This is a genomic window from Rhodoglobus sp. GW821-FHT12B09, assembly GCF_058809925.1.
Genome location: NZ_JBXATB010000002.1, coordinates 162,977 through 188,226, shown reverse-complemented (window position 1 = coordinate 188,226; position 25,250 = coordinate 162,977). Strand labels below are relative to the sequence as shown.

Here is a 25,250-nt window from a genome sequence, read left to right as displayed (position 1 = left end):
CGGGTGCTCTGGGCGGGAGCGCTAGGCGGGAGCGCTAGGCGGCGCGCGCCCAGGCCAGTCGCGGGCGGCCGAGCAGCTGCCACTCCTGCGTCGGGTCGATCCACGCGGGCGCGAGCAGGTGCGGGCGGCCGTCGAGCATCTTCATCTGGAACTCGGAGGCGTGCAGCATGTGATGGTGCGCCGAGCACAGCAGCACCCCGTTCTCGATATCGGTGGGCCCGCCGTCCGTCCACTCTTCTACGTGGTGCGCATGGCACCAACTCGGCGGTGCCGTGCAGCGGGGCCAGACGCACCCGCCGTCCCGGCCGGCGAGTGCGAGCCGTTGCGCAGAGGTGAAGTAGCGCTCTTTCCGACCGAGCGCGAGGACCTCCCCGTGCGGCCCGAGGAGGAGGCGCTGGAAGCCCGAGTCGCACACCAGCTCGTGGACGGTGGACGCGCTCACCGGCTCGGCCACGTTGTCGAGCCAGCCGACGCCGGTGGTGCCTTCGAGATCGTCGAGCTTGATAACGGCGAGGACGTTCGCCGTGCTGCCCTGCCCGTGTGACCGCGCACCGGCGCGCAGCAGGCCCATGACGACATCGAACTGGCGCTGCTCGCGCGTGCGCGGGTCGCGGAAGAGAGTGCGGACGTCACCGTCGCGGTCCACGGCCGACTCGGTGCCGAGGGCGAGGTCTTCCTCGCACACGAATCGGGGCGTCGCATCAGGCGCCATCGACTCTGAGAAGTAGGCCTTGAGTTCGGCCGCCTCGACCGGAGACGCCAGTCCGTGGAAGGGCACGATGCCGTCGCGCTCGGCACCGAGCACGAACTTGCGCTGCTGCCGGAGCTTCTCGTCACGGGGAAGCGCGCCGTCGGGGTCGAGCGCTTCGCGCCAGACCCGCGCCATGACGGCGACCTGGTCGGCCGGGACGCGGACGGCCTCGGCGACCAGCTCGCGCTCTGCCGCTTCCAGGTGCACGGGGTCGGCCCCGTTGCGGGCGGCCTGCCCGAGACACCGGGTGACGACGGCCGCGGCATCCACGCCGACAGTGCCCCGGCTGACCGCGGCTGCGACCCGGGGGAACGCGGCGGGGAGCACCTCGCCCCCGAGCCCCATACGGGCCCGGAGTGCAGAGCCGGTGCGGATGCGGCGCGCAGCCTCGACCTGCGACGTGCGGGTCAGCTGCTCCACGAGATGCACGCCACGGCGGTGGCCCAAACGATAGGAGAGGCCCGCGCTGCCGAGCTCGAAGCGGGAGCGCGCGTCGATCTCCGCGGCGCTGGCGAGCCGGGTCGCATCGACGAGTCGACCGGCGGTCTCGATGCTGCTCGTGAGCGCGCAGAGCTCTTCGTCGGAAAGGGAGAAAGTAGAGATTGCCGCGACCTCGGCCAGCAGCGCTAGCGCCTGCTGCAGGGAGTCGATCGCGGAAGAAGTCATACAGATCACAATACCAGTATGAGTATGCAAAATGCAGGTCAAGGGGCAAATCTGTGGAGAACGGGCAACGGCGCGGCCTGTGGAGGAGGGGCGGGAGCGGGCGCCGCCCGACCTCAGACCGACGCGATCCGCCGGTCGAGGTGCCGCTGCTCCGCGGGGTTGGCGGCGAGGGCGCGGGCCCGGCGGAAGGCGTGCGCCGCGGCATCCCGCTCACCTGCTCTCAGCAGCAGCTCGCCGCGGGCCGACCAGTAGAGGTGGTAGTCGTCGAGCCCGCCGACGGTGTCGAGCAGCGCGAGGCCCGCGGGCGCGCCGTCGGCCATCGCCACGGCCACCGCGCGATTGAGGGCGACGACAGGGGAGGGCGCCAGCTCGAGGAGCTGTGCATAGGCGGAGGCGATCGCGGGCCAGTCGGTGTCGGCGGCGGTGCGCGCGTTCGCGTGGTGCGAGGCGATCCAGGCCTGCAGCTGGAACGCGCCCGGCACCTCGAGGTCGAGGGCGGCGGCGAGCACGCGGTTGGCCTGCAGGATGCCCGCGGAATCCCACGCCGTGCGGTCCTGGTCCTCGAGCAGCACGAGCTCGTCGCCCGCGAACCGCGAGTCCGCGCGCGCACGGCCGTAGAGCTCCAGCGCGAGAAGCCCCAGCACCTCGGCGTTCGAAGGCAGCAGGGATGCCAGCGCCGACGTCAGCCGGATCGACTCGTCCACGAGGTCGACCCGCGCGCCGGCCGACGACCGCGACAGGTAGCCCTCGTTGTAGATGAGGTAGAGCACCGTCAGCACCGCCCCGACCCGCTCGTCGAGAGAGGCGGGTATGGAGAGCGGGATGCCGGCGTCCCTGATCTTGCGCTTCGCCCGCACGATCCGCTGCGCGAGGGTCGCCTCCGGCACCAGGTACGCCGCTGCGATCTCGGGCGTGGTGAGGCCTCCCACGAGCCGGAGAGTGAGGGCGACCTGAGCATCGCGGTCGAGTGCGGGGTGGCAGCACAGGAGCACGAGCCGAAGGTGCTCGTCGCCGACATCAGAGTGCTCGACGATCATGTCGGGCTCCTCTCCGTCGGGCAGCGTGATCAGGTAGGAGGCGGCGTGGAGCCTGCGCTGCTCAGCAGCTGCGCGGCGCAGGCGATCGACGGCGCGGTTGCGCGCGACCGTGTACAGCCAGCCCGCCGGGTTGGCGGGCACGGCCTCCCACGACGCGGCGGCGAGCAGGGCATCCTGAACCGACTCGTCTGCCAGGTCGAGGTCGCCGAAGCGGTGCGCGAGGAGGGCGAGGACGTGCCCGCCCTCCTCGCGCGCGAGGCGGGTGATCTCCTCGTCGAACCGTGACAAGCTAGCGCGCGTCTGGGCGGAACGCGATCGGGCGCACCTCCACGACCGAGTCGGTGAAGGGCATCTCCGCGGCGAGGGCGAGCGCCTCGTCGAGGTCGGCAGCGCTGATCACGTAGTAGCCGCCCAGCTGCTCCTTCGTCTCGGCGAAGGGGCCGTCAACCACGGTGTCCTTGCCGGCCACCCGGCGGATCGTCGTCGCCGTGTCGGTGGGCTGCAGGCGCCCGCCGCCGATCCAGTGGCCGCCGTCGATGAGCATCTGGTTGTAGGCGGTCCAGCTCGCCATGTACTCGTCGAAGCCGGGCGCGCCGGGCAGGAGGATCTCGCGGGTCTCGGTCTCACCGATGAAGAGCATGTATTCCATGGGGTCTGTTCCTTACGTCGGAGGAACGGGAGTCTCCCGCCTCTCGGAACCATGACGCAGCGCCCCCGCCGAATCGACAGGGGCGCTGGCAAGTTTCCCAGAAACTACTCGAACTGCACCCAGTCCGGGCATCCGGATGTCTGGAAGTAGGCGTTCACGTCGGTGATGAAGACCGTGGGGCCCTGGTTCTCGAACTGGACGTTGCCGTCGGCGTCCTCGAGCGCCCAGGTGCAGCCGTCGGGCTGGCTGTCGACGTCTTTCAACTCATAGCCGCCGATCGGTGCCGTGACGCCGACCGTGTAGTCGCCGGAGCCGGAGAGGGTGATCAACTCGCCGCTGGCCGAGCTCTCGTCAGTGGGGGCATCGCCCTCGGTCGTGCCGGTGTCGGTACCGGCCGTGGTGGAGCAGCCGGCCAGGGTGAGGGCGAGCAGTGCTGCTGCTGCGAGGGCGGTGGCGCTGTGGAGGGTCTTCATGTGCGTGATGCTATTGCGCGGCTTCGGCTCGCAACAGGAGGGTTATGGCCTGCTTCTGCCCCGGATTGGGGACTGCCGCGGCATCCTGCCCACCCGCTTGACTGGCCGTGGATTCGGGGGAGCCATGACAGACGTACTGACCGGGGCGCGCCGCGTGCGCGGGCCCGCCTATGCCGTCGTGGCGGAGTGCCTGCGCATCCAGGCCAGCGCCCGTCGCCCGTCGTGGCCCGCGTGGCTGTTCGGGGCGAACCCGATCCGATCGGACGCGCGCGCCTGGTACCGCGGAGCGCTGGGGGAGATCCACGTCGCCAAGGTGCTCACCTCGCTCGACCCCGCGTGGACTGTGCTCTACTCCGACGGGCCCGACGCCCTCGTGATCGGCCCCGCCGGCGCCTTCACGATCACGACCAAGAACCACTCCCGCCAGCGCGTCTGGGTGGGCGACGACCGCCTGCTGGTCAACGGGCACAGGACGAACCACATTCGGGATGCCCGCCACGAGGCCCGGCGACTGACCCACCTGCTCGGCATCGTCGTGACCCCGGTTGTCGCCGTTGTCGACCCCGCCGTGCTCACGATCAAGCAGCGCGCGGACGGCGTCGAGGTACTCGCGTCGTCGCAGCTCGCGGCGTACCTCGGGCGGCGAAAGGGGCGGCTCGCCCCCAACGCTGTGGCCGATCTCGTTGCCTCAGCCTCCGCCGAGGGGATGCGGAGCGCGGATGTCGTGGACGAGACGCTGCGGCACGAGGCGCGGTTCCTGCGGTTGAAGAGCGAGGTGGATGCGGCCTGGCGGCGGCGGGTGGTGTGGGTTGTGAGTGCAGCGCTGGTTGCGGCATCCCTCATCTTTGCCGGCACAATGGTCGCGTGACCGATCTCGCGCCGCCCCGCCAGTTGGCCGGTACGCCCCGCTGTCGGTGATCGTCCAACTCCTCGACCCGTCGACGCTGGCGTGAGCCTCGGGCTGTCCTCTGCTAAACTCCCAAGGTTGCCGTCTAACGGCCGCGGATAAAGAGAGCTCAGGCATCCTGCCCATGGGCACCGCGCAACGAGGAGAAAGGGGATCACCTTATGGCTCTTGAAGCCAGTGTCAAGAAGGCGATCATCGACGAGTACGCTACCCACCCAGGTGACACGGGATCCCCCGAGGTCCAGGTTGCGATGCTTACTCACCGCATCAAGGATCTGACGGAGCACCTCAAGGAGCACAAGCACGACCACCACTCACGTCGTGGCCTGCTGCTGCTCGTTGGACAGCGCCGCCGCCTCCTGGGCTACCTCCAGGACATCGACATCGAGCGCTACCGCTCGCTGATCGAGCGTCTCGGACTGCGCCGCTAGTCGCGAGATCGCGTCGAACTTGACGACGGGCCGTCACCTTCGGGTGGCGGCCCGTTTTTTGTACCCGGAGTCGATGTTTCTGCTAGCCAATATCAACTAGCCTTTTGGAACGATCCCTGAGGAGCCCGACCCGTGGACTACGACCTTCACCGCCTGGGACCGCTCTTGTTCGAGCAGCTCGTGCAGGCGCTCGTTGTCGCTGAGTATCCGGGAAAAGTGGTGCAGATCTTCGGGCGCGGCCCCGACGGTGGCCGCGACGCGACGATCCAAGGGTTCGATTTTGTGAGTCGACAAGGGCAAGCAGTCACCACGACGGCGATCGTCCAGGCCAAGTTCGTTGACGTGCCAGCCTCGCAAGCTGCGGAGGGGTGGAAGCGATTCAAGGCGACTCTCAAGCCGGAACTTCGTCGTTGGCGGGAGATTTCTGGCGCGAGCACCCCGGGCGCCGTGGAGAAGCCAGGCTTCATGCTGTTCGCGACCAACGCTTCCCTTTCGGCAGTCCGTGATCAGGGCGGGATAGACAAGTTTGCCGAACTACTCGAGGCGGCGAGTGAGTACGACTTCGCCGTGGAGGGTGATGTTTGGCACTATGCCCGCATCTGCGCCCTTCTCGACGTGCATCACGGTGTTCGAACGACCTATCTTCCCGCGATCCTGACGGGAGACGTGCTCGCGCAGGTGATGCGGGGGCTTGAACGCGAGGATCAGACTGAGGCCCAGATACTTGGAGCCACACTCGCCAGCGAGTTGGGCGAAGATCGCCAGATGTCGAGTTCCGAGCTCGGAGATATCGAGGACCGGGAGCCTCGACTTGGCGACATCTTCGTCGACGTCGTCTACAAGACTCAAGGCGTCACTAGTCACGACCGAGTCGTTGCTTCACTTGTCGCCCAGCTGGACCGAATGACTCGCCCTCGGGATCCCAGCCGCCTTCCACCGACGCGAATAGCTCTCGTGGGCGGCCCTGGACAAGGTAAGACCACCACCTCGCGGTTTCTCGCGCAGCTCTACCGGCGGGCCATTCTGAACTCCTCGGAAGTTTTCGTCCACGAGAGGATCCTTCCTGTTCTTCAGGAGACGTCCGATGCGATTGCCGCGAACGACCTCCCGGAACCCCGAGTTCGTCGCTGGCCGCTAAGGGTGGTACTTGGGGAGTATGCAAAGACGATCGCGGCGGGGGTTGAGACCGAGCCACTTTCGCTGAGCAACTATATTGAGCAGCAGGTCAACCTGTACTCGGAGGTGCCGCTCGCTCCCGGTGCTTTGTCGAGATGGATGCAGCACTGGCCGATTCTGATGATCCTCGACGGTATGGACGAAACACCGGTAGATCTGCGCCCGGCCATACTTCGCCAGATCGCACGTTTTGAGGATCACGCGAACGAGATCAATGCCGATCTAGCGATCCTAGTCACAACCAGACCTCAGGGAGATCGTACGGATCTGGACCCCGCGCGGTACAGCCACTGGGTTCTCGGAAAGCTCAGCGGACCGGATGCCAGGGCCTATGCGACGAAACTGCTGGAGCTTCGGTTCGGCGAAGCTCCTAGAACCCTCGCGCGTGTGAAAGAGCGGCTTGAGGGCGCCATGGTCACGGAGGGCACGAGAAAACTGTTCTCAACGCCATTGCAGGTCTCCATCCTCACCATCTTGCTGGAGAAAAAGGAGCGCTTGCCTCTCTCCAGGTTCGGCCTCTTCAACGCGTACTTCAACGCCATGTACGGTCGAGAGGAGTCAAAGCCCGGAGCGGTGGGCCAGTTCCTCCAGCGAGAGCGCGTGCTTATCGAAGAAGTACACCAGCGCGCCGGGCTCCTCATGCAGATTCGGGGGGAGAAGTCGACGGATGGGCGAGTCCTGCTGTCGGATGACGAGTTGAAGAGTCTGGTACGCGGTTCACTTGTCGCCGCGGGCGCTCGGGAGAACCTTCAGGAGCGGGTCAAGTCTCTAGTGGCAGCCACGGTTGACAGGCTGGTCCTCCTCGTGGCCTCGGAAGAAGGCCACTGGGAGTTCGAGGTCAAGAGTCTGCAGGAGTACATGGCTGCGCAGGCGCTCACGTCCGGACACATCAAGTCGAAACTGGGGAGAGCGGTGCTTGCGGAAACTGCCTCCTCGACGTACTGGCGCAATGTCTGGTTGCTCGCAGCGGGCAGCGCATTCACGCTCACTCATTCGAATCGCGACCGGATCATGCGCATTCTTTCCTCGATGAACACGCTTAGTCCTTTGATGCACATTGCGCTTCCCTCCTCCGCCCTCGCCGTCGACATGCTGGCCGACGAGGTGGCAACGTCCCATCCGGGCGATCAGCGAGAACTGGTGCTTCACGCACTCGCCGGGCGGCGGAACGCGACAGCTTCGGCGATGGATCTGCTTGCCGCTACGATCAGCGACATTCAGTCTGATGCTGAGACTCGGAACTTTCTCCAGTTGGAGCTGGCGTCGATCGGCGCCACGAATGAAGGGCTGTCTTCGATCCTCCCGATTGTGCGGCGTCTGGCTGATGAGTCGGGAGCTCTGCGCAGCTTTGCGAGAGAGCTCGACGCTCGCGCTGAGGCCGAGGACCTAGTTTTCATCCCGGTATCGGACAGCGGGTCGCTCGACCGGCTGGCGGGTCTGGTTTCGCGTGCGAGGAAAGCACGCGATCTCAATGACCTTGAAGTCTCCACGACTGATCTTCTCGACAGCCTGATCGAGAGCGTGCGTCCCTCAAGTTCTAGCGCCACCGAACTGCTGACCCTTACGGGCTTTGCAGGGTTGTTGGACAACGCGAGCTTCGCGGACGGTTTCACGTCCCTCGTCGCGAAGCTACAGACGAGTCCAGACGACATGCGCGGTATGCCTGGGATCGCCCGAGGAGCCGAAGAGCTGCGCGATCGTTCTGCGAGGGTCAGATCCCTCGTCGGAAAGTTCGTACTTCACGACGAGTAACGGCCCGACTCCCGTCCCGTCAAGGGGCAGGGATCAGCATCCGCCGACACCTAGTGTCGAACCATGACCTCACCCGCATTCCTCCAGCTCGGAGACGAGCGCTTTGTCGCGCTGACCACCTTCCGCAAGAGCGGCGTGCGGGTCTCGACCCCGGTGTGGATCGCGCGGGAGCGTGACGCTCTCATCGTGACGACGCCATCGGGCACGGGGAAGGTCAAGCGGCTCCGGAACGACCCGCGAGTGGAACTGCGCCCGTCGAATCGCATGGGCAAGGTGCATCCCGATGCGCCCGTCCTTTGCGGCAACGCGGCGATTGTCGAGGACGCCGGCGTCGTCGAGCAGATGGGCGAGACGTTCCTCGCGAAGTACAAACTCGAGTACCGGGTCTTCCTGTGGATCGAGCGCCTCGCCAAGCACGGGCAGGCCGCTCGGTACAAGCTGCGGATCACCGAGTGCTGAACCCCTGCACCGCGGCGACCGCGAGCAGCACCACTCCCACGACGACGAACCCCGCCGCCGCGATGCGCGCGCCGCGGGGATCGGGCTCCTCGGCGAAGAGCCCCGGGAACGAGTCGCCGAACATGGCGAGGAGGGTCTGCCGGGCATCCACCACCAGCTTCTTCGCCGTGCGCCACGTGACGGCGCCGCCGACGATCGCCGCGAGGCCGGCCAGAGCGAGGGCTATCGCGGCGATGAGGTTGGGCACGGGAACAGACTAGACATACTGGAACCATGCGACGCGTACAGTTCAGCTCCCTCGGTGGTCCGGACGTTCTCGAGGTCGTGGAGGCGGATGCACCGCACCCGGGGCCGGGGGAGGTGCGCGTGCGCGTGCGCGCGGCGGGGCTCAACCCGCTCGATACGAAGCTGTTCCGCGGGCTGCCGACGGCGGCGGGGACGAAGCCGGCGCTCCCGAGCGGCAACGGGCACGACTTCGCGGGCGACATCGACGAGCTCGGGGACGGCGTAACCGACTACCAGCTCGGCGACGCCGTGTACGGGCAGGTGCCGTCGCGCGCCCAGGCCGACTTCGTCATCATCGCCGCCGACCAGCTCGCCCGCAAGCCCGCCGAGATGCCCTACGAGGTCGCCGGCTCCCTGAGCATCGCCGGGCGCACGGCCTACAACAGCGTCGCGAGCCTGAAGCTGGGCCCGGATGACACGGTCTTCGTCAGCGCCGCCGCGGGAGGTGTTGGCGCGCTCGCCGCCCAGCTCGCGCTGCGCTCCGGTGCCACCGTGATCGGATCCGCGAGCCCCGCCAACCACGACTACCTGCGCTCGCTCGGCGTCGTGCCGGTGTCCTACGGCGACGGACTCGTCGAAGCGCTGAGGGATGCCCGCATCACGGCCGCCCTCGACAACCACGGCCGCGCATCCGTCGACGCTGCGCTCGCCGCCGGTGCCCCCGCCGCCCGCGTGAACTCGATCGCGGACTACACGGCCGCCGCGGAGTACGGCACGACCGCCGTGGGCGGGCGGCACTTCGACCGCGCGGGGCTCGACGAGGTCGCCGAGCTGATCGCGAGCGGCGAGGTGCAGTTCCCGATCGAGTCGGTGTTCGCGCTCGAGGCGGTCGGGGAGGCCTACGCCAGGCTGCTTGGCTCCCACGGCCCCGGCAAGATCGTGCTCGCGCTCGACTAGTCGCGGTGCCCCGCCGTCGTGACATCCGGCAATCTGCTGTTCAGGCGTGCAACTGAGCGACGATCGCCGGATCTCAGGGCGGCAGCGAGGCCGGGCGGCGCCGGGCGCGGGGCCAGCGGGGGCTGGGGGGCTCGGCGCGCATGCCGGTAGCATCCCATTCATGCCAACTCACGACCGCAACGACCTCGGGAAGGGCAAGCTCAGCCAGTACCGGGGTGTCCTCGTCCCGAACAACGCGCGCGTGCGCATCACCCTGGCGGGCAGCAATCCCTACCAGAACGAGCTCCGGGAGATCGTGGAGAGCGGGGCCAGCCCCCTGGAGACTGCGATCGGCAAGCGCTCGCAGCAGCAGGAGGGCCAGGATGCCGAGATCGAGGTGCGGCTCTTCACCGGGTCGCGCGTGAGCCCGCCGGTGGGATGGGTTCCCCGCGGGCTGGAGTCCGTCGTGGACGAGGCGCTCGGCCGGCTGGACATCCAGGGCCGCAAGCAGCGCATCCCGGTGGAGATCGTGCGCAAGGGCGGTCTCTACCGAGTGGAGCTGCTCATCGGTGCCACGCGGTGAGGCGGGCGCTCGCCGGGGTCGCTCTTGCGCTCGCCGTCGCCACAGCACTCTCGGGCTGCGTGCTCGAGGCGGAGCGACGCACGGTCTTCGAGTTCTCCGACGAGCTGACGGACGCGCAGTTCTACACGCTGCCCGAGACGCTACCGGCCGGTGAGCCGGGCGACCTGATCCGGGCCAAGACGATCGACAGCTCCCCGGCGGGCACCCGCGCCTGGCGCGTGATCTACCACTCGACGGATCTGGCCGGCACCGACATCCCCGTCTCCGGCCTCGTGATCGTGCCGGATCTCCCGGCGCCGAAGGAGGGCCGCACGGTCGTCTCCTGGGCGCACCCGACTACCGGCTCCGCGCAGAAGTGCGGCCCGTCGCTCGCGGACGACCCCTTCGAGCTGATCGAGGGCATGGCCAACCTGCTGGCGGCAGGCTACGCGGTCGTCGCTACCGACTACGAGGGGATGTCGCTCGCCGGCCCGTCGTCGTACCTGCTCGGTGTGACGGAGGGCAACAACGTGCTCGACGCCGTGCGCGCCGGCCGGAACCTGCCGGGCGTCACGCTCAGCGACCGGGTCCTCCTGTGGGGCCACTCGCAGGGCGGGCAGGCCGCGCTCTTCGCTGCGCAGCAGGCGGAGGAGTACGCTCCTGAGCTTCACGTCGAGGCCGTCGCCGTCGCCGCACCCGCGGCCGTTCTCACCTCGCTGCTGAGCGACGACATCATCGACGTCTCGGGCGTGACCATCGCCTCGCTCGCGATCCCGGCGATGGTCGCCGCCTACAAGGGCACGTACGGCGAGCAGGCCCTGTGGTCGATCCTCACCCCGGCGGGCCAGGAGGCGGCACCGAAGGTCCAGCAGCTGTGCCTGCTCTCCGACACCAAGGCGATCCACGACATCACGGGCCCGCTCGTGGGCGGCTTCGTCACGAGCGATCCCGCGACCACCGAGCCGTGGAAGACGATCCTGACGGAGAACAGCGCCGGCGGGTCTCCGCTGGGCGTTCCGGTCTACATCGCGCAGGGGCTGGATGACCGGCTCGTGATCCCCACCGCTACCGCGGACTACGTGAAAACGCTCTGCGCCGCGGGCGAGAGGGTGCAGTTCGACGAGTTCACGGGTGTCACGCACGCCACCGTCGCGCTGACGGCGATCCCGTCGGTGCTGTCGTTCTTCGCGGCCGCCCAGAAGCCGTCCAACTGCGTGGAGTAGCCGTGTCCGAGAGCTCCGGCGCGGGTAGGCGGCGCCGGAGGCTCTCGGTCCCCACGAGTGTTTCCTCTACTTACTACATTCGGCTGCCGCCGGGATTCGGTTTGTGACCTCTTAGGGGGTCAGGGAATAGATTCCCCCACCCGTCCGTTATGATCGATATCAATGCAAACGCATGGATGTTAGAGAGCACAGTGGAGCACACAATGCAGTTCGGAATCTTCACCGTCAGTGACGTCACAACGGATCCGACGGATGACACCACCCCCACCGAGGGCGAGCGCATCAAGGCGCTCGTGACCATCGCAAAGAAGGCGGAGGAGGTGGGCCTCGACGTCTTCGCGCTCGGCGAGCACCACAACCCGCCGTTCGTCTCCTCGAGCCCCACGACGATGCTCGCCTACATCGCCGCGCAGACCGAGAACCTGCTGCTCAGCACCTCCACGACCCTCATCACCACGAACGACCCGGTGAAGATCGCCGAGGACTACGCGATGCTGCAGCACCTCGCCGACGGCCGCGTCGACGTGATGATGGGCCGCGGCAACACCGGGCCGGTCTACCCGTGGTTCGGCAAGGACATCCGCGAGGGCATCCCGCTCGCCATTGAGAACTACGCGCTGCTGCACCGCCTGTGGCGAGAGGACTTCGTCGACTGGCAGGGGCAGTTCCGCACGCCGCTGCAGGGGTTCCAGTCCACGCCGCGCCCGCTCGACGGGGTGCCGCCCTTCGTATGGCACGGCAGCATCCGGTCGCCTGAGATCGCCGAGCAGGCCGCGTACTACGGCGACGGCTTCTTCGCGAACAACATCTTCTGGCCCAAGGAGCACTACATGAAGCTCATCGGCTACTACCGCCAGCGCTTCGAGCACTACGGCCACGGCACCGCCGCGCAGGCGATCGTCGGGCTCGGCGGCCAGGCCTTCATGCGCGCCAAGTCGCAGGACGCCGTGAACGAGTTCCGCCCCTACTTCGACAACGCCCCGGTCTACGGCCACGGCCCGTCGATGGAGGACTTCACCGCGCAGACCCCGCTCACCGTGGGGTCGCCGCAGGAGGTCATCGACAAGTACGCCGGCATGCGCGACCACTTCGGCGACTACCAGCGCCAGCTCTTCCTCATGGACCACGCCGGCCTGCCGCTGAAGACCGTGCTCGAGCAGCTCGACATCCTCGGCGAGGAGGTCGTGCCCGTGCTCCGCAAGGAGTTCGCGGTCAACCGCCCGGCTGACGTGCCCGACGGCCCCACCCACGCGGCGCTCGTCGCCCGGAGGGACGCCGCCGCGGTGCCCGAGGCTCTCGAAGGGGTCAACTCATGAAGCGCCTAGCCGTGGTCTCCGCCGGCCTCAGTCAGCCCTCCTCCACGCGCCTGCTCGCCGACCGCCTCACCGAGGCTGTCGTGCGCGCGGTCGGCGAGGATGTCGAGGTGACCGTGGTCGAGCTCAGGGACGTGGCGCAGGATGTCACGAACAACCTGCTCACCGGATTCCCCAGCCCGAAGCTCGAGACGGCGATCGAGGCCGTCACCACCGCCGACGGGCTCATCGCGGTGACGCCGATCTTCACCACGAGCTACAGCGGCCTCTTCAAGTCGTTCATCGACGTGCTCGACCCGCAGTCGCTGGCCGGGATGCCCGTGCTCCTGGGCGCGACGGGCGGAACGGAGCGGCACTCGCTGGCGATCGACTACGCGATGCGGCCGCTGTTCACGTACCTGCACGCCAACCCGGTGAGCACTGGGGTGTACGCGGCCTCGTCAGACTGGGGGAGCGAGGCCGGACTGCACGAGCGCATCGAGCGCGCGGCATCCGAGCTCGCGGCCCTGGTGCGGGCGAGCGACCGCTCGCAGCGGGTCAGCGACCCGTTCGCACTGCCCGAGGGCTTCAGCCCAGTGGGCGGCTTCGGAGCGCAGTAGCGCGGCCGACGGGCCCCGGAGGCTGGTGGCTAAGCTCGTCCGCATGACTGGTACCGGACGCCTCGGGGTGATGATCGACCGCGACACTGCCCCCGAGCAGCTCGTGCCGACCGCGCAGGGGCTCGAGGCGATGCTCGTCGACGAGGTCTGGGTTGTCGAAGACCTGGGCTGGGGCGGAGGCGTCGCCTCCGCCGCGACGGTGCTCGCCACCACGCGGCGCGTGCGCGTGGGCATCGGCATCATGCCCGCGCCGCTGCGCAATCCGGCACTCGCGGCGATGGAGCTCGCGACTCTCGCACGACTGCATCCGGGCCGCCTGGTCGCCGGGATCGGGCACGGCGTGCAGGGCTGGATGCGGCAGGTGGGGGCCGCGGTGCCCTCGCCGCTCGCGCTCCTGGAGGATACCTTCACCATCGTCCGCGGGCTCCTCTTCGGGGAGCGGGTCGTTCACCACGGGCGGGCTCGCAGCGCCGACGGCGTCGCGCTCGTGCATCCGGCAGGCGCGCCAGTGCCCCTGCTCGCGGGCGTCACCGGGCCGCGCTCCCTCGAGCTCGCGGGCCGGATCGCCGATGGCGTGGTGCTCGTGGAGGGCGCCGGTCCGGCGCAGATCGCCGAGGCGCGGGCCCTCGCGGGTGATAGCGCCTACTCCGTCACCGTGCTCTGCCACCTCTTTGCCAGCGACGACGCGGCGGAGGCTGCCGCCGTCAGGCTGACTGTCGCCCGCGAGTTCTTCGGCGACGAGACCCGGGAGTTCACGATGGCCTCCGGCAGCGCCGGGGAGGCGGCCGAGGTGGTGCGCGCCCTCTGGGCCGCGGGCGCGGACTCGGTGGTGCTCCGCCCGGTGGGCGAGCCGCTGGCGCAGACCGCCCTGGTTGTGGCGGCACTCGGGGCGCGCTGACCGCTGGCGGTGTGCGCGGCGGGGGCGCAGGATGGTGGCATGGCCCCGCGACTCCGTGCCCTGGCAGCGGCGGCGGCATCCCTGCTGCTGCTCGCGGGGTGCGCCACGCCGACGCCGATCCCGCCGGGCCTGACCGACGCCGAGGCCGACGAGGTGGTGGCGGAGCAGCTCGCCGAGACATGGACCGCCGTGAACCGCGGCGAGGCCCGCGAGATGCCCGCCTTTGAACGCGTCTCGTACACGACGCCCGACACCTGGTCGTCGGCCCAGGTCAGCTGCCTGGTGGCCGCGGGGATCGACGCCAGCGAGGTCAGCGGCGGCTTCATGGTGAGCAGTGACGGCACGGTCTCCGACCGGCAGATCGCGGATGCCCAGATGGTCTGCCTCGGCCAGTACCCGGTCGACCCGCGCGCCCAGGGGTACTTGAGCGACTCGCAGTTGCTCTACGCCTACGACTACCTCACCGAGCGGGTGGCTCCGTGCCTCGATCTGCTCGGCTTCCCGAGCTCCGGCGCTCCCGACCGCCCCGCCTTCGTCGGCGCCGTGCGGGCGGGCCAGGTCTGGACGCCGTACTCCCACGGCGGCGCGACCCGGCTCGACGCGACCGCTGCGGAGTGGACGGTCATCAACGGCAAGTGCCCGCCATTGCCGGCAGACCCGTTCGCGATGTTCCAACCGCCGGTGGCCGGATGACCCGCGCCGCCGTGGCCGTCGCGCTCGGGGCATCCCTCGCCCTCCTGGCGGGGTGCACGCCCGCACCCCAGCTGCCCGCGCCCATCACCCCCACCGAGGCGAAGGAGCGCATGGACGAGCAGAACCGGCAGTGGTGGGCCAGCATGTTCCCCGACGAGCCCATGCCCGTGATCGAGCCTGTCGAGTACCTGGACGTCGACGACCCGGGAACGAAGCCGATCGACTGCATGAGGGATGCGGATATCGACGGGCTCGTGTTCGGCAGTGACACGTCGTGGAGCATCGTCAACGGGAGTGCCAGCACCATGGAGGAGGTCAGTCGCGCCCAATTCGTCTGCGCGATGAAGTACCCGTACGACCTCTCGGACCCGTCCGCGCTCGGGATGCTGAGCGACGACGAGCTCGCCTGGATCTGGAGGTACAACCGGACCCGGCTCGTGCCGTGCCTGCAGCTGCTCGGCTTCACCGTCATCAACCGCACCGGCGACTATGCGGAGGGCAGCTACTGGATCCCGTACTACGAGATGGCGCCGATCCCGCGATCGAACGAGGAGTGGGAGCGCATCGACCTGCGCTGCCCGCCGTCGCCGATCGGCCCGCTGCTGCGGCCCTCGACCGGCTGAGAACGGCCCGGCGAGCCGTTCCTAGCCCCCCGACACGCCGTACTGGTAGCCTGTACGAGGTTGTCCGTGCTATTCCGCGGAGCAACAACCGGAGCAGGCTGGCAAGAAGCTGGTCACCGGTGGTGAATTTCGGAGCCTGAGCATTCAGAAGCGCCGAGACTTTCTACTGTTGGCCAGGCATGTGCCATTACTTCGGCAAGCGCACGTTCAACGTGTCCTCCTGCCCGCTCCCTGCTCCTTGACGAGTCGCCGCCCACACGGGGCTGCGACGATAAACAAAGGAGAAACCCCCCTTGGAGGGTCCAGAAATCACATTCGCCGAAGCCGTTCTCGACAACGGCAAGTTCGGCACGCGCACGGTCCGCTTTGAGACCGGTCGCCTCGCGCAGCAGGCACAGGGTGCCGTTGCCGCGTACCTCGATGAAGAAACCATGATCCTTTCGGCCACCTCGGCCGGAAAGCACCCGCGCGACGGCTTCGACTTCTTCCCCCTCACGGTGGACGTCGAGGAGCGCTCCTATGCCGCAGGCAAGATCCCCGGCTCGTTCTTCCGCCGCGAGGGCCGTCCGTCGACGGAGGCCATCCTGGTCTGCCGCCTGATCGACCGGCCGCTGCGCCCGACGTTCGTCGAGGGCCTCCGCAACGAGGTCCAGATCGTCATCACGGTGCTGTCGATCGCTCCGGACGAGTTCTACGACGCCCTGGCCATCAACGCCGCGTCGCTCAGCACGCAGATCTCCGGCCTCCCGTTCTACGGGCCGGTCGCGGGCATCCGCCTCGCACTCATGTCCGGTGGCGGCCAGCCCGACCAGTGGATCGCGTTCCCGAAGTTCAGCCAGCTCGAGGAGGCAGTCTTCGACCTCACCGTCGCCGGCCGCCTCGTCACCGACGCTGACGGCAACGAGGATGTCGCGATCATGATGGTCGAGGCGGAGGCCACCGAGGGCTCGTGGGAGCTCATCAAGGCGGGTGCGACGAAGCCGGACGAGTCCGTCGTCGCCCAGGGCCTCGAGGCGTCCAAGCCGTTCCTCAAGCAGCTCATCAAGGCCCAGCTCGAGGTCGCGGAGAAGGCTGCGAAGCCGATCCAGGAGTTCCCGCTGTTCCCGCCGTACTCCGACGCCGCCTACAACGCGGTCGCCGAGATCGCCTACGACGACCTCAAGGGCGTCTACCAGATCGCCGACAAGATCGAGCGCCAGAACGCGGACGACGCGCTCAAGGAGCGCGTCAAGGAGGCCATCCAGGGCCGCGTGGACGCCGGCGAGCTCGGTGGCGAGGTGCCCCCGATGGTGAGCGCCGCGTACAAGTCCGTGTCCAAGAAGGTCATGCGCACCCGCGTCCTGACCGAGGGCATCCGCATCGACGGCCGCGGCCTGACCGACATCCGCGCGCTCGACGCCGAGGTGCAGGTCATCCCGCGCGTTCACGGCTCCGCGATCTTCCAGCGCGGCGAGACCCAGATCCTGGGCGTCACCACCCTGAACATGCTCAAGATGGAGCAGCAGATCGACTCTCTCGCTCCGGTGAAGAAGAAGCGCTACCTGCACCACTACAACTTCCCGCCCTACTCGACGGGTGAGACGGGTCGCGTCGGTTCGCCGAAGCGCCGCGAGATCGGGCACGGCTTCCTCGCCGAGCGCGCCCTCGTTCCCGTGCTCCCGCCGCGCGAGGAGTTCCCCTACGCGATCCGCCAGGTGTCCGAGGCTCTCGGCTCCAACGGCTCGACGTCGATGGGCTCCGTCTGCGCCTCGACCCTGTCGCTGCTCAACGCCGGTGTGCCGCTGCGCGCCCCGGTGGCGGGCATCGCGATGGGCCTCATCTCCGACGAGGTCGACGGTGTGACGCGCTACGCGGCACTCACCGACATCCTCGGCGCTGAGGACGCGCTCGGCGACATGGACTTCAAGGTCGCCGGCACCTCCGAGTTCGTCACGGCCATCCAGCTGGACACGAAGCTCGCGGGCCTCCCGTCCTCCGTCCTCGACGGCGCGCTCAAGCAGGCCAAGGAGGCTCGCACGGCGATCCTCGCGGTCATCAACGCCGCGATCGACGCTCCTGACGAGATGGCGCCCACCGCGCCGCGCGTCATCAGCGTTCAGATCCCCGTTGACAAGATCGGCGAGCTGATCGGCCCGAAGGGCAAGACGATCAACCAGATCCAGGATGACACCGGCGCCGACATCTCGATCGAGGACGACGGCACCGTGTACATCGGCGCTGTCGACGGCCCCTCGGCCGAGGCTGCCCGTGCCGCGGTCAACGCGATCGCGAACCCGCTCAACCCCGAGGTCGGCGAGCGGTTCCTCGGAACCGTCGTCAAGCTCGCAACGTTCGGCGCGTTCGTCTCGCTCACCCCCGGCAAGGACGGTCTGCTTCACGTGAGCGAGGTCCGCAAGCTCGCCGGCGGCAAGCGCGTGGAGAACGTCGAGGACGTCCTCTCGGTCGGCCAGAAGATCCAGGTCGAGATCACCAAGATCGACGACCGCGGAAAGCTGTCGCTCGCTCCCGTTACCGATGACGCGGACCCCGCGGACACCGACAGCTCCGCTGCCGCGTCCGAGGGTCCCGAGGCACCGGCCGAGGGCTAGCAGCACCCCTCTGCTCAGGCCTCTCGCCAGGCGCTGAGTAAGACGAAAGGCCCCTTCCTTCGGGAAGGGGCCTTTTGCGTGCCCAGATCAATGCGCACGCATCGAACCTGTCTGCCCCCCAAGTGGGGGCATTGGGGCAAACGCTTGCGGTTCTAGGGTGAGCGGGTGGCCCGAATCACAACCCCGTTCGACAGCTTTGTCGCCGACCTCTCGGACTGGATCGACGGCGCCTGGTTCGTCTGGGTGGCGCTCGCCATCACGCTCGCACTGGTCATCGTCATCGTCGCCGTGACCAAGGCCCGCGCCCGCGCTCGGGCCCGCATCCCGCAGTACCGCCGGCACGAGACCTAGGGGGTCTCCGAGCGCCCCGTCAGCTGGGCGCGGGCGACCACGTGGTCGAACATGATGAAGCCCAGGAGCGCCGGAGTGCTGCCCTCGGGCACGTCCAGCCGCTCGACATCCAGCGCGGTCACCGTGAAGAAGTAACGGTGCTCGCCGTTCCCGGCGGGCGGGGCAGCGCCGAGGTAGCGCTCAAGCCTCACCTCGTTCGGGAGCGTGATCGCCCCGGCGGGCAGGAGTCCCGCCTCCGGGTTGCCCGCGTCCTGCGAGAGGGACGTGATCGTGGCGGGGATGTTGTACACGGCCCAGTGCCACCAGCCGCTGCCGGTCGGCGCGTCGGGGTCGTACATCGAGAGCGCGAAGCTCTTCGTGCCGGAGGGCGCGCCCTCCCAGTGCAGGGTGGGGGAGCGGTCCTCGCCGCCGGCGCCGGCGATCCCGGACCGAGCCCACTGCGGCAGGGTGTCGCCCTCGTGGAAGTCGGGGCTCACGAGCGTGAAGCCCGGAACGTCGGGGAGCCGCCAGTTGGGATCGTTGGGAGTCGTCATCCCCCCATGCTGCCAGCCCGGTGCCGACTAGTCGATGATGACGAGGGGCTGGTACGGGTCCCAGATGCCCGTCTGCGACAGAGCGACGACCGCGGCGGCGAGCGCGACCACCACCACGATCCCGGCGGAGAGCAGGATGAGCGGGGTCCGCGACCGCGCCACGCTGAAGTAGACCACCACCTGCGCGGCGAGCAGCGCGATCACGAGGCCGATGCCGACGAGCGGCACCCACCGGGGCTCCTCGGCACCGCACCCGGGCGGGGCGGGGTAGATCATCACGCAGATCTGGCCCACCCGCTGCAGCGGCCAGAGCACCGCGACGCCAACCACGGCGAGCACTGCGCCGATGGCGAGCCAGAGCCTGGGCCTACTACTGGGGGTGCGGCCGATCGTCATGTTGCCTCCGAAGTGTGGTCTTAATGATCAAGACGTGCAATCACGTCCGAACGTTGGGCCCGACCAGTTCAGCACGGAGTGATAACGATCGGTGTTTCGTGACGGTTTCTCGGCTCGCGCGCCAATAAGTTTGAGATCAGGCCTCGGGGGAGGAATCGCATGACGCAGCTGGACGTGAGCAGGATGGCACCGACGACGGAGGAGACCGCCGCGATCGTCGGCACGCGCGCTCCCCGGCTGCGCACGGTCGGGTCGTCCGACCTCACCGTGTTCCCGCTCGCGATGAGCGGCAATGTGTTCGGCTGGACCGCCGACGACGCCGCCACCAACGACATCCTCGACACCTACGCCGCGCACGGCGGCAACTTCATCGACACCGCCGACTCGTACGCCGCCGGTCGCAGCGAGACGATGGTGGGCAACTGGATGCGCGCCCGCCGCAATCGCGACCGCATGGTCATCGCCACCAAGGTGGGCAAGAGCGCCGAGAATCCCGGGCTCAGGGCCCGCGTCCTCACGCGCGCGGTCGAGGCGTCCCTCGAGCGGCTGGGCGTGGGCTACATCGACCTGCTCTACCTGCACATCGACGACCAGTCGGTGGACTTCGAGGAGACACTCCTCGCCGTGGACGAGCTCATCCGTGCGGGCAAGGTGCGGTACTTCGGGGGCTCCGACCACACGGGCAACCGGTTGATCGAGGCGCGCATCGCCTCCGCGCAGCTGGGCGTCGCCCCGATGGTGGCGCTGCAGAACCACTACAACCTCATGCACCGCAGCGAGTACGAGGGCGACCTTGCGCACGTCGCCGCGAGGCAGGGGCTCGGCGTCATGCCGCGGTTCGCCCTTGCGAGCGGGTTCCTCACGGGCAAGTACCGCCAGCGCTCGGACTTGGCCAAGGCGGGGATCTCGACGGGGTCGCGCGGCGGAGAGGTCGCCAAGCTGCTGAGCCGGCGCGGACTGCGGATCCTGGCATCCCTCGACTCGATCGCGGCCGCCCACGACACGAGTGTCGCCTCCGTGGCGCTGGCCTGGCTGCTGACCAAGCCCAACGTCGTTGCGCCGGTCGTCTCGGCGAGCCAGCCCGCGCAGGTCCTCGACCTCACCGCGGCGGCGCACCTCGTGCTCACGCGGCACCAGGTCGCGGAGCTGGACAGGGTGTCCGCCTAGGCGCTCCCGCCGCGGCGCCGTGCCCTGCCACCCGCGGACCTGCCCCACCCCGCCCCGCCCAGCCACCCGCGGCCGCGCTACAGGTTTCCTGCAGCGCTACTGAAATACGTGCCGCGCGACTCAAATCCTGTAGCGCAACACGCGGCCGGGCCCCGGAACCAGCGAAGGCCGGGCCCCGGAACCAGCGAAGGCCGGGCCCCGGAACCAGCGAAAGCCGGGCTCCGGAACCAGCGAAGGCCGCGCCCCCCAGGGAAACGCGGCCTTCGGCTCCCGAGCTGCTAGTTGAGCCCGGGGATCTGGAAGATGTTGAACGCGACGATCAGCACGATGGTGTTGAGGATCAGCGCGATGACCGTGATCGCAGCGCCACCGCGACGAGTGGACCCGCGGATGATGAGCTGCAGCACGAGCACGATCTCCAGGATCACCGACAGGATGCCGATGCCGAGCGCGGTCGTGAGAATGCCGAACAGCGCGAGGAGCATGAGCGCCGCAGCGACGATCTCCACGATCGCGAGGATGGAGTTGCCGCGCTTGCCGCGCAGCCGGACGATTCCGTCGTAGAGGGAGAGGGCTCCCGCGAGAACGGTGATTACGAGTAGCAGAGTGACTGTCATCGTGATGACCTCATTTCGAGTACTGCTGGTTGCACCCCCGCCGAGATCCAGCGTCCCGGCGCCCCTCCACGTTAGTGAACGGCGCGAAAATACACCGGGGCCTAGCGGCCGGGGCGCGCTTGCGCTAAGACGCGGTCCGCGATGCGGGCAAGAGCCGCGGATGCCGCGATCGAATCGCCCGCGTAGCCTCCGGACAGCGCGCCGTCGCGGGCGAGCAGAAGCTCGTCGGCCGCGTCACCGGGAACCGGGTGGCCCATCTCCCGCAGCAGCTCGGCGAGCGTGTCGACGTACCACTCGCGGTGCGCCGTGACGACCTTGCGCACGGGGTGCTCGGCGTCGGGGAACTCCGCGGCAGCGTTGATGAACGGGCACCCGCGGAAGCCGGGGGTGTCGATCTCCGCGATGATCGCCGCGACGAACGCGCGCAGCACGTGCTCGGCATCGGGGGAGGTCGCGATCATGTTCTCGACGTTGGCGCGCACGGTCTCGTGGCGCGCCGTGATGTACTCCACGATCAGGTTGTCCTTGGCGCGGTAGTGCTTGTAGAACGTGGCCTTGGTCACCGATGACGCGCTGATGATGCGGTCGACACCGACGTTGCGGATGCCGTCCTCGTAGAACAGCACATTCGCGGTGTCGAGGATGCGGCCCTTTGCCGGAGCGCGCGGTGGTTCTGAAGCGCGCGGTGTGGTCGGAGGTATCTCAACGACCATCACAGCGCGACTCCTTCGGGAATGCACCCACGCCGCTCGGGCAGCGGCTGGGCGTGAGGCTTCGGGTGCCTGCAGGAAAGACAGTAGCACAGGAGGACAGACAGACCAGTCTGTTTGTCCGCATGTCCCGCACCCCAATTCGGGGGGTGCAGGACCGCGGGCCCGCCGGTGACGTAGGCTCGGGAAGTGATGAACGGCGCTGTCTCTCTCCCGCTTGATCTCGTCGACCTCTCGTTCACCGCCTCGGGTGATGCGCTCGTGCGGCGCACTGTGCTGCCGAGCGGCGTCCGCATCCTCAGCGAGTCGGTTCCGGGCGCGCGCAGCTCCACGATCGGCTACTGGGTTGCGGTCGGCTCGCGGGACGAGCATCCCTTCACCTACGGCTCCACGCACTTCCTCGAGCACCTGCTCTTCAAGGGCACGCCCTCGCGCACGGCGCTCGACATCGCGGTCGCGTTCGACGCTGTCGGCGGCGAGCACAACGCCATGACGGCGAAGGAGTACACCTGCTACTACGCGAAGGTGCAGGACCGCGACCTCGCCATGGCCGTCGACGTGCTAGCCGACATGTTCACGTCGTCGACGATCGACCCCCAGGAGTTCGAGACCGAGCGCGGCGTCATCCTCGAAGAGCTCGCGATGGCCGACGACGACCCGTCGGATGTCACGAGCGAGCGCTTCTTCGAGGCCGTGCTGGGGGAGCATCCCCTCGGCCGTCCCATCGGCGGTAGCCCCGAGACGATCCGCGCCGTGACGCGCGAGGCCGTGTGGGAGCACTACCGCGCCAACTACCGCGCGCAGGACCTCGTGATCACCGTCGCCGGCGCCGTCGACCACGACGAGCTCGTGCGCGGTGTGACGGCCGCCCTCGAGCGGGCCGGGTGGGACCTCTCGGTCGAGGCCGCCCCCGTTGAGCGCCGCGACGCCTCGCACGTCCACATCGAGCGCGGGAGCGACCTCGTCACGGTCAAGCGCCCCATCGAGCAGGCCAACATCATCGCCGGCGTGCCCGGGCTCGCCTCCGCCGACGAGCGCCGCGCGACGCTGAGCGTGCTCAACTCGGTGCTGGGCGGCGGTATGTCGAGCCGGCTGTTCCAGGAGATACGAGAGAAGCGCGGCCTCGCGTACTCGGTCTACTCCTTCGCGCCCAGCTACTCCGACGCGGGCCTCTTCGGAATCTACGCGGGATGCTCGCCCGCCAAGGCCTCGCAGGTCACCGAGCTCATGCTCGAGGAGTTCGCGCGGCTCGGCTCCGGCGGCGTCACGGACGAGGAGCTGCGCCGTGCCGTGGGGCAGCTCAGCGGGGCATCCGCCCTCGCCCTCGAAGACTCGGACACCCGCATGTCGCGCCTCGGCCGCAGCGAGCTCACCCTCGGGGAGTTCGTCGACCTGGACGAGTCGCTGCGGCGCCTCGGTGCGGTGACGGCGGACGGCGTGCGCGAGCTCGCGGCCGAGCTCGTGTCGCGCCCGGTCTCAATCGCGGCAGTCGGAACGGTCGACGAGAAGTCATTCGCGGGGCTGGCGGCGTCGCCGGTCGTTGAGGTCTCCTGATGGCCCACTACGTCTACCTCGTGCGCCACGGCGAGCAGCAGGACGCCGAGTACGGTCTTCCTGACGGACCCCTCTCCCCGAAGGGCAAGCGCCAGGCGACCGCGATCGCCGAGAGGCTGAGCGGCGTTCCGTTCGCGCGCGCCTGGCACTCGCCGCTGCAGCGCGCCGCAGAGACCGCCGAGATCATGACCGAGCGGATGCCCGCGCTGCAGTCCCAGCCGAGCGCCCTGCTCATGGACTGCATCCCCTCCGGGCCCACAGTCGACATGCCCCACTCGTTCGAGCCGTTCTTCGGCGCGATCACCCCGGAGGAGATCGAGGCCGGCGAGGCGCAGATGGCCGATGCCGTCTCCGAGTTCCTCGCCCCCGCCCGCGAGGACCGGCACGATCTGCTCATCACCCACAACTTCGTCATCGCGTGGTTCGTGCGCGAGGTGCTCGGCGCCCCCTCCTGGCGGTGGATGGGCCTCAACCAGGCGAACTGCGGTCTCACGATCATCCGGGTCCGCAGCGCCAAGCCGCCCGTGCTCGTCACGCACAACGACCTCGGGCACCTGCCCGTCGAGCTGCGCACGGGCATGCCCGATCTGCAGCCGTTCTAGCGCGCCCTGCCTGGCGCGCGCCCTGCCAAACGCGGTCTTGCGCCACAGCTTTCCGGTGGCGCTACAAGAATTTCTGTAGCGCCACGCGAAACCTGTAGCGCGAGGCAAACGGTCTAGACCTCGTGGATCGCCGGCAGTTGGAGCCGGACCCAGAGCGGTTCAGGCAGAGTCATTCTTCGTTCCCCTCACGAAATCCGAGCACCTTCCGGTACCAGTTGGTCGCGTTCGGGTTGTCGTTGTACGGCTCCACGTCCACGTACCCGCTCGAGCGGTACAGCCCGCCCGCGGCCTCCAGGCTCGCGTTGGTATCGAGCACGAGCTCGGATGCGCCGAGCTCGACGGCCAGCCGCTCGAGCTCGGCGAGCAGCGCCCGCCCGAGCCCGCGGCCCTGCACCGACGGCCGCAGCCAGAGGTGCTTCACCTCGTACCGCAGCCCTCCGGAGGGCGCCGGGCCGAGCGACCGGATGCCCCCGCACCCCACGTCCGCCCCATCAAGCTCCACCACCACGAAGACGCCGAGAGGCCGCACGAACTGCTCGGGCTCGGGATACTTCGTGACGTAGCCGGCCGGGTTCGGGAAGGTCTGCGCGCGGTACGCGAAGTACTCGGCGAGCAGGGCGTGCGCCGTGGCATCCGTCACCGGTGCCTCTCGGAAGCTCACACGTCGAGGTTATTCGACAGCGAGCCGCGCGAGTCGTCAAAGAGCGTCCCTAAACGTGCGATGGAGAGCACTTTCTGCAGGCTCGCGTCGCGACGCGGGGAATCGGGCTCACTCCACGGCGAACGTCACGCAGTAGACGCCGAGGATCGGCTGCGACGCGTTCTCCTGGCCGGCGGGGGCCTCGAAGGTGTCGTCCTTGACGACGACCACGCTCGCGAAGCCGGGGCGGCCGTCGGCGTCGGAGTCGAACACGTTGAGGTTGTTGCTGTACGTGCCGTCGCCGTTGTCGAGCAGGTTCTGACCGCCCAGGATGACGGGGGTGCCGTCGTCGTTCACGTAGGTGAGGTCGAGCGTGGGGGAGTAGCCGGGCCCCATGGCGAGCGTGAAGCTCAGGGTCGAGCCGTCGCCGTACACAGCGCCGGGCTCGGGAGCCGAGGTGACGAGGTCGCTCGAGAACAGCTCGTAGCCGTCGATGACGGGGCAGCCGCCGGCCTCCGTGGTGCCGCCGCCCGACGAGCCCTCCGACGAGCCGTCGGTCGAGCCGGTCGGGGAGGCCGCCGGGGCGCACCCCGCGAGCAGGAGGAGCGAGGCAGCGACGAGGGCGGTACGTGCGGCGGTGCGAGCGGCGAGAGTCATGCGGTCATGCTCCCGCACCGCGGCACGGGCGGGCAGTAGGGAAACCGCGCAACATCCGCCGC

Annotated in this window: 28 protein-coding genes; 17 read left to right on the top strand and 11 right to left on the bottom strand. The window is 68.7% G+C overall.

Features of this window, described 5'->3' with window-relative positions; translation table 11 throughout:
* Positions 1-34: 34 nt before the first annotated feature.
* The 4 genes from AC1RTC_RS05435 to AC1RTC_RS05420 all read right to left on the bottom strand — a co-directional run bounded on the left by AC1RTC_RS05435 (position 35) and on the right by AC1RTC_RS05420 (position 3,576).
* A complete protein-coding gene (locus AC1RTC_RS05435; RefSeq protein WP_493154456.1) occupies positions 35-1,417 on the bottom strand; it encodes an HNH endonuclease signature motif containing protein in 1,383 nt (460 codons plus the stop codon).
* 113 nt (positions 1,418-1,530) lie between these two features.
* Positions 1,531-2,742 carry an RNA polymerase sigma factor gene (locus AC1RTC_RS05430; RefSeq protein WP_493154455.1) on the bottom strand — a complete coding sequence of 404 codons (1,212 nt, stop codon included), beginning with the start codon at positions 2,740-2,742 and terminating at the stop codon, positions 1,531-1,533.
* Position 2,743: 1 nt separating this feature from the next.
* A complete protein-coding gene (locus tag AC1RTC_RS05425; RefSeq protein WP_493154454.1) occupies positions 2,744-3,103 on the bottom strand; it encodes a YciI family protein in 360 nt (119 codons plus the stop codon).
* 104 nt (positions 3,104-3,207) lie between these two features.
* Positions 3,208-3,576 (bottom strand): Rv1352/Rv1906c domain-containing protein, encoded by a 369-nt coding sequence (locus AC1RTC_RS05420; RefSeq protein ID WP_493154453.1) that lies wholly within the window; start codon positions 3,574-3,576, stop codon positions 3,208-3,210.
* Positions 3,577-3,700: 124 nt separating this feature from the next.
* Here AC1RTC_RS05420 and AC1RTC_RS05415 point away from each other — a divergent pair, with 124 nt between their 5' ends.
* The 4 genes from AC1RTC_RS05415 to AC1RTC_RS05400 all read left to right on the top strand — a co-directional run bounded on the left by AC1RTC_RS05415 (position 3,701) and on the right by AC1RTC_RS05400 (position 8,301).
* Positions 3,701-4,444 carry a nuclease-related domain-containing protein gene (locus tag AC1RTC_RS05415; protein ID WP_493154452.1) on the top strand — a complete coding sequence of 248 codons (744 nt, stop codon included), beginning with the start codon at positions 3,701-3,703 and terminating at the stop codon, positions 4,442-4,444.
* Between the two features lie 200 nt (positions 4,445-4,644).
* The gene (gene rpsO / locus AC1RTC_RS05410; RefSeq protein WP_493154451.1) at positions 4,645-4,914 is read left to right on the top strand and encodes a 30S ribosomal protein S15; all 270 of its coding nucleotides are present in this window, start codon (positions 4,645-4,647) and stop codon (positions 4,912-4,914) included.
* A 132-nt stretch (positions 4,915-5,046) separates the two neighbouring features.
* Positions 5,047-7,842 carry a hypothetical protein gene (locus AC1RTC_RS05405; protein WP_493154450.1) on the top strand — a complete coding sequence of 932 codons (2,796 nt, stop codon included), beginning with the start codon at positions 5,047-5,049 and terminating at the stop codon, positions 7,840-7,842.
* Positions 7,843-7,905: 63 nt separating this feature from the next.
* A complete protein-coding gene (locus AC1RTC_RS05400; protein ID WP_493154449.1) occupies positions 7,906-8,301 on the top strand; it encodes a PPOX class F420-dependent oxidoreductase in 396 nt (131 codons plus the stop codon).
* Here the strand turns inward: AC1RTC_RS05400 and AC1RTC_RS05395 are convergent.
* The gene (locus AC1RTC_RS05395; RefSeq protein WP_493154448.1) at positions 8,288-8,548 is read right to left on the bottom strand and encodes a hypothetical protein; all 261 of its coding nucleotides are present in this window, start codon (positions 8,546-8,548) and stop codon (positions 8,288-8,290) included. The genes AC1RTC_RS05400 and AC1RTC_RS05395 overlap by 14 nt on opposite strands.
* Before the next feature lie 26 nt (positions 8,549-8,574).
* Between AC1RTC_RS05395 and AC1RTC_RS05390 the strand changes: the two genes are divergently transcribed.
* The 10 genes from AC1RTC_RS05390 (at position 8,575) to AC1RTC_RS05345 (ending at position 18,312) form a co-directional block, all read left to right on the top strand.
* Positions 8,575-9,483 carry an NADP-dependent oxidoreductase gene (locus AC1RTC_RS05390; RefSeq protein WP_493154447.1) on the top strand — a complete coding sequence of 303 codons (909 nt, stop codon included), beginning with the start codon at positions 8,575-8,577 and terminating at the stop codon, positions 9,481-9,483.
* A gap of 160 nt (positions 9,484-9,643) precedes the next feature.
* Positions 9,644-10,045 carry a hypothetical protein gene (locus AC1RTC_RS05385; RefSeq protein ID WP_493154446.1) on the top strand — a complete coding sequence of 134 codons (402 nt, stop codon included), beginning with the start codon at positions 9,644-9,646 and terminating at the stop codon, positions 10,043-10,045.
* Positions 10,042-11,247, top strand: a complete 1,206-nt coding sequence (locus AC1RTC_RS05380; RefSeq protein WP_493154445.1) for an alpha/beta fold hydrolase — start codon at positions 10,042-10,044, stop codon at positions 11,245-11,247. Before AC1RTC_RS05385 ends, AC1RTC_RS05380 begins: the two co-directional genes overlap by 4 nt.
* Positions 11,248-11,450: 203 nt before the next feature.
* Positions 11,451-12,563, top strand: coding sequence for an LLM class flavin-dependent oxidoreductase (locus AC1RTC_RS05375; RefSeq protein ID WP_493154444.1), 1,113 nt, complete (start codon positions 11,451-11,453; stop codon positions 12,561-12,563).
* Positions 12,560-13,159: an FMN reductase gene (locus AC1RTC_RS05370; protein ID WP_493154443.1), complete on the top strand. Its 600-nt coding sequence runs from the start codon at positions 12,560-12,562 to the stop codon at positions 13,157-13,159. Before AC1RTC_RS05375 ends, AC1RTC_RS05370 begins: the two co-directional genes overlap by 4 nt.
* A gap of 43 nt (positions 13,160-13,202) precedes the next feature.
* Positions 13,203-14,057: an LLM class flavin-dependent oxidoreductase gene (locus AC1RTC_RS05365; protein WP_493154442.1), complete on the top strand. Its 855-nt coding sequence runs from the start codon at positions 13,203-13,205 to the stop codon at positions 14,055-14,057.
* Positions 14,058-14,096: 39 nt separating this feature from the next.
* Positions 14,097-14,750 (top strand): hypothetical protein, encoded by a 654-nt coding sequence (locus tag AC1RTC_RS05360; RefSeq protein WP_493154441.1) that lies wholly within the window; start codon positions 14,097-14,099, stop codon positions 14,748-14,750.
* Positions 14,747-15,373 carry a hypothetical protein gene (locus tag AC1RTC_RS05355; protein ID WP_493154440.1) on the top strand — a complete coding sequence of 209 codons (627 nt, stop codon included), beginning with the start codon at positions 14,747-14,749 and terminating at the stop codon, positions 15,371-15,373. The genes AC1RTC_RS05360 and AC1RTC_RS05355 overlap by 4 nt, the downstream gene beginning before the upstream one ends.
* 293 nt (positions 15,374-15,666) lie before the next feature.
* On the top strand, positions 15,667-17,961 hold the full coding sequence (locus AC1RTC_RS05350; protein WP_493154439.1) for a polyribonucleotide nucleotidyltransferase: 2,295 nt from the start codon (positions 15,667-15,669) through the stop codon (positions 17,959-17,961).
* Between the two features lie 165 nt (positions 17,962-18,126).
* Positions 18,127-18,312 (top strand): hypothetical protein, encoded by a 186-nt coding sequence (locus AC1RTC_RS05345; RefSeq protein WP_493154438.1) that lies wholly within the window; start codon positions 18,127-18,129, stop codon positions 18,310-18,312.
* Here the strand turns inward: AC1RTC_RS05345 and AC1RTC_RS05340 are convergent.
* Entirely contained in the window at positions 18,309-18,845 is a 537-nt protein-coding gene (locus tag AC1RTC_RS05340) for a YbhB/YbcL family Raf kinase inhibitor-like protein (protein ID WP_493154437.1), read from the bottom strand. The two genes, AC1RTC_RS05345 and AC1RTC_RS05340, sit on opposite strands and share 4 nt — an antisense overlap.
* 27 nt (positions 18,846-18,872) lie before the next feature.
* Positions 18,873-19,241 (bottom strand): hypothetical protein, encoded by a 369-nt coding sequence (locus AC1RTC_RS05335; protein WP_493154436.1) that lies wholly within the window; start codon positions 19,239-19,241, stop codon positions 18,873-18,875.
* Between the two features lie 159 nt (positions 19,242-19,400).
* Between AC1RTC_RS05335 and AC1RTC_RS05330 the strand changes: the two genes are divergently transcribed.
* On the top strand, positions 19,401-20,408 hold the full coding sequence (locus AC1RTC_RS05330; protein ID WP_493154435.1) for an aldo/keto reductase: 1,008 nt from the start codon (positions 19,401-19,403) through the stop codon (positions 20,406-20,408).
* A 278-nt stretch (positions 20,409-20,686) separates the two neighbouring features.
* On the opposite strand, the gene AC1RTC_RS05325 is transcribed toward AC1RTC_RS05330, so the two are convergent.
* Together AC1RTC_RS05325 and AC1RTC_RS05320 are read right to left on the bottom strand one after the other, a co-directional pair.
* Positions 20,687-21,025, bottom strand: coding sequence for a hypothetical protein (locus AC1RTC_RS05325; protein ID WP_493154434.1), 339 nt, complete (start codon positions 21,023-21,025; stop codon positions 20,687-20,689).
* Between the two features lie 101 nt (positions 21,026-21,126).
* Complete coding sequence (locus AC1RTC_RS05320) at positions 21,127-21,738, bottom strand: TetR/AcrR family transcriptional regulator (protein ID WP_493154777.1); 612 nt, start codon at positions 21,736-21,738, stop codon at positions 21,127-21,129.
* A 189-nt stretch (positions 21,739-21,927) separates the two neighbouring features.
* Between AC1RTC_RS05320 and AC1RTC_RS05315 the strand changes: the two genes are divergently transcribed.
* Entirely contained in the window at positions 21,928-23,289 is a 1,362-nt protein-coding gene (locus tag AC1RTC_RS05315; protein ID WP_493154776.1) for a M16 family metallopeptidase, read from the top strand.
* Positions 23,289-23,891: a histidine phosphatase family protein gene (locus tag AC1RTC_RS05310; protein WP_493154433.1), complete on the top strand. Its 603-nt coding sequence runs from the start codon at positions 23,289-23,291 to the stop codon at positions 23,889-23,891. Before AC1RTC_RS05315 ends, AC1RTC_RS05310 begins: the two co-directional genes overlap by 1 nt.
* 169 nt (positions 23,892-24,060) lie before the next feature.
* On the opposite strand, the gene AC1RTC_RS05305 is transcribed toward AC1RTC_RS05310, so the two are convergent.
* Both AC1RTC_RS05305 and AC1RTC_RS05300 read right to left on the bottom strand, forming a co-directional pair.
* Positions 24,061-24,552, bottom strand: coding sequence for a GNAT family N-acetyltransferase (locus AC1RTC_RS05305; RefSeq protein WP_493154432.1), 492 nt, complete (start codon positions 24,550-24,552; stop codon positions 24,061-24,063).
* Between the two features lie 108 nt (positions 24,553-24,660).
* A complete protein-coding gene (locus AC1RTC_RS05300) occupies positions 24,661-25,188 on the bottom strand; it encodes a hypothetical protein (protein ID WP_493154431.1) in 528 nt (175 codons plus the stop codon).
* Positions 25,189-25,250 lie beyond the last annotated feature (62 nt).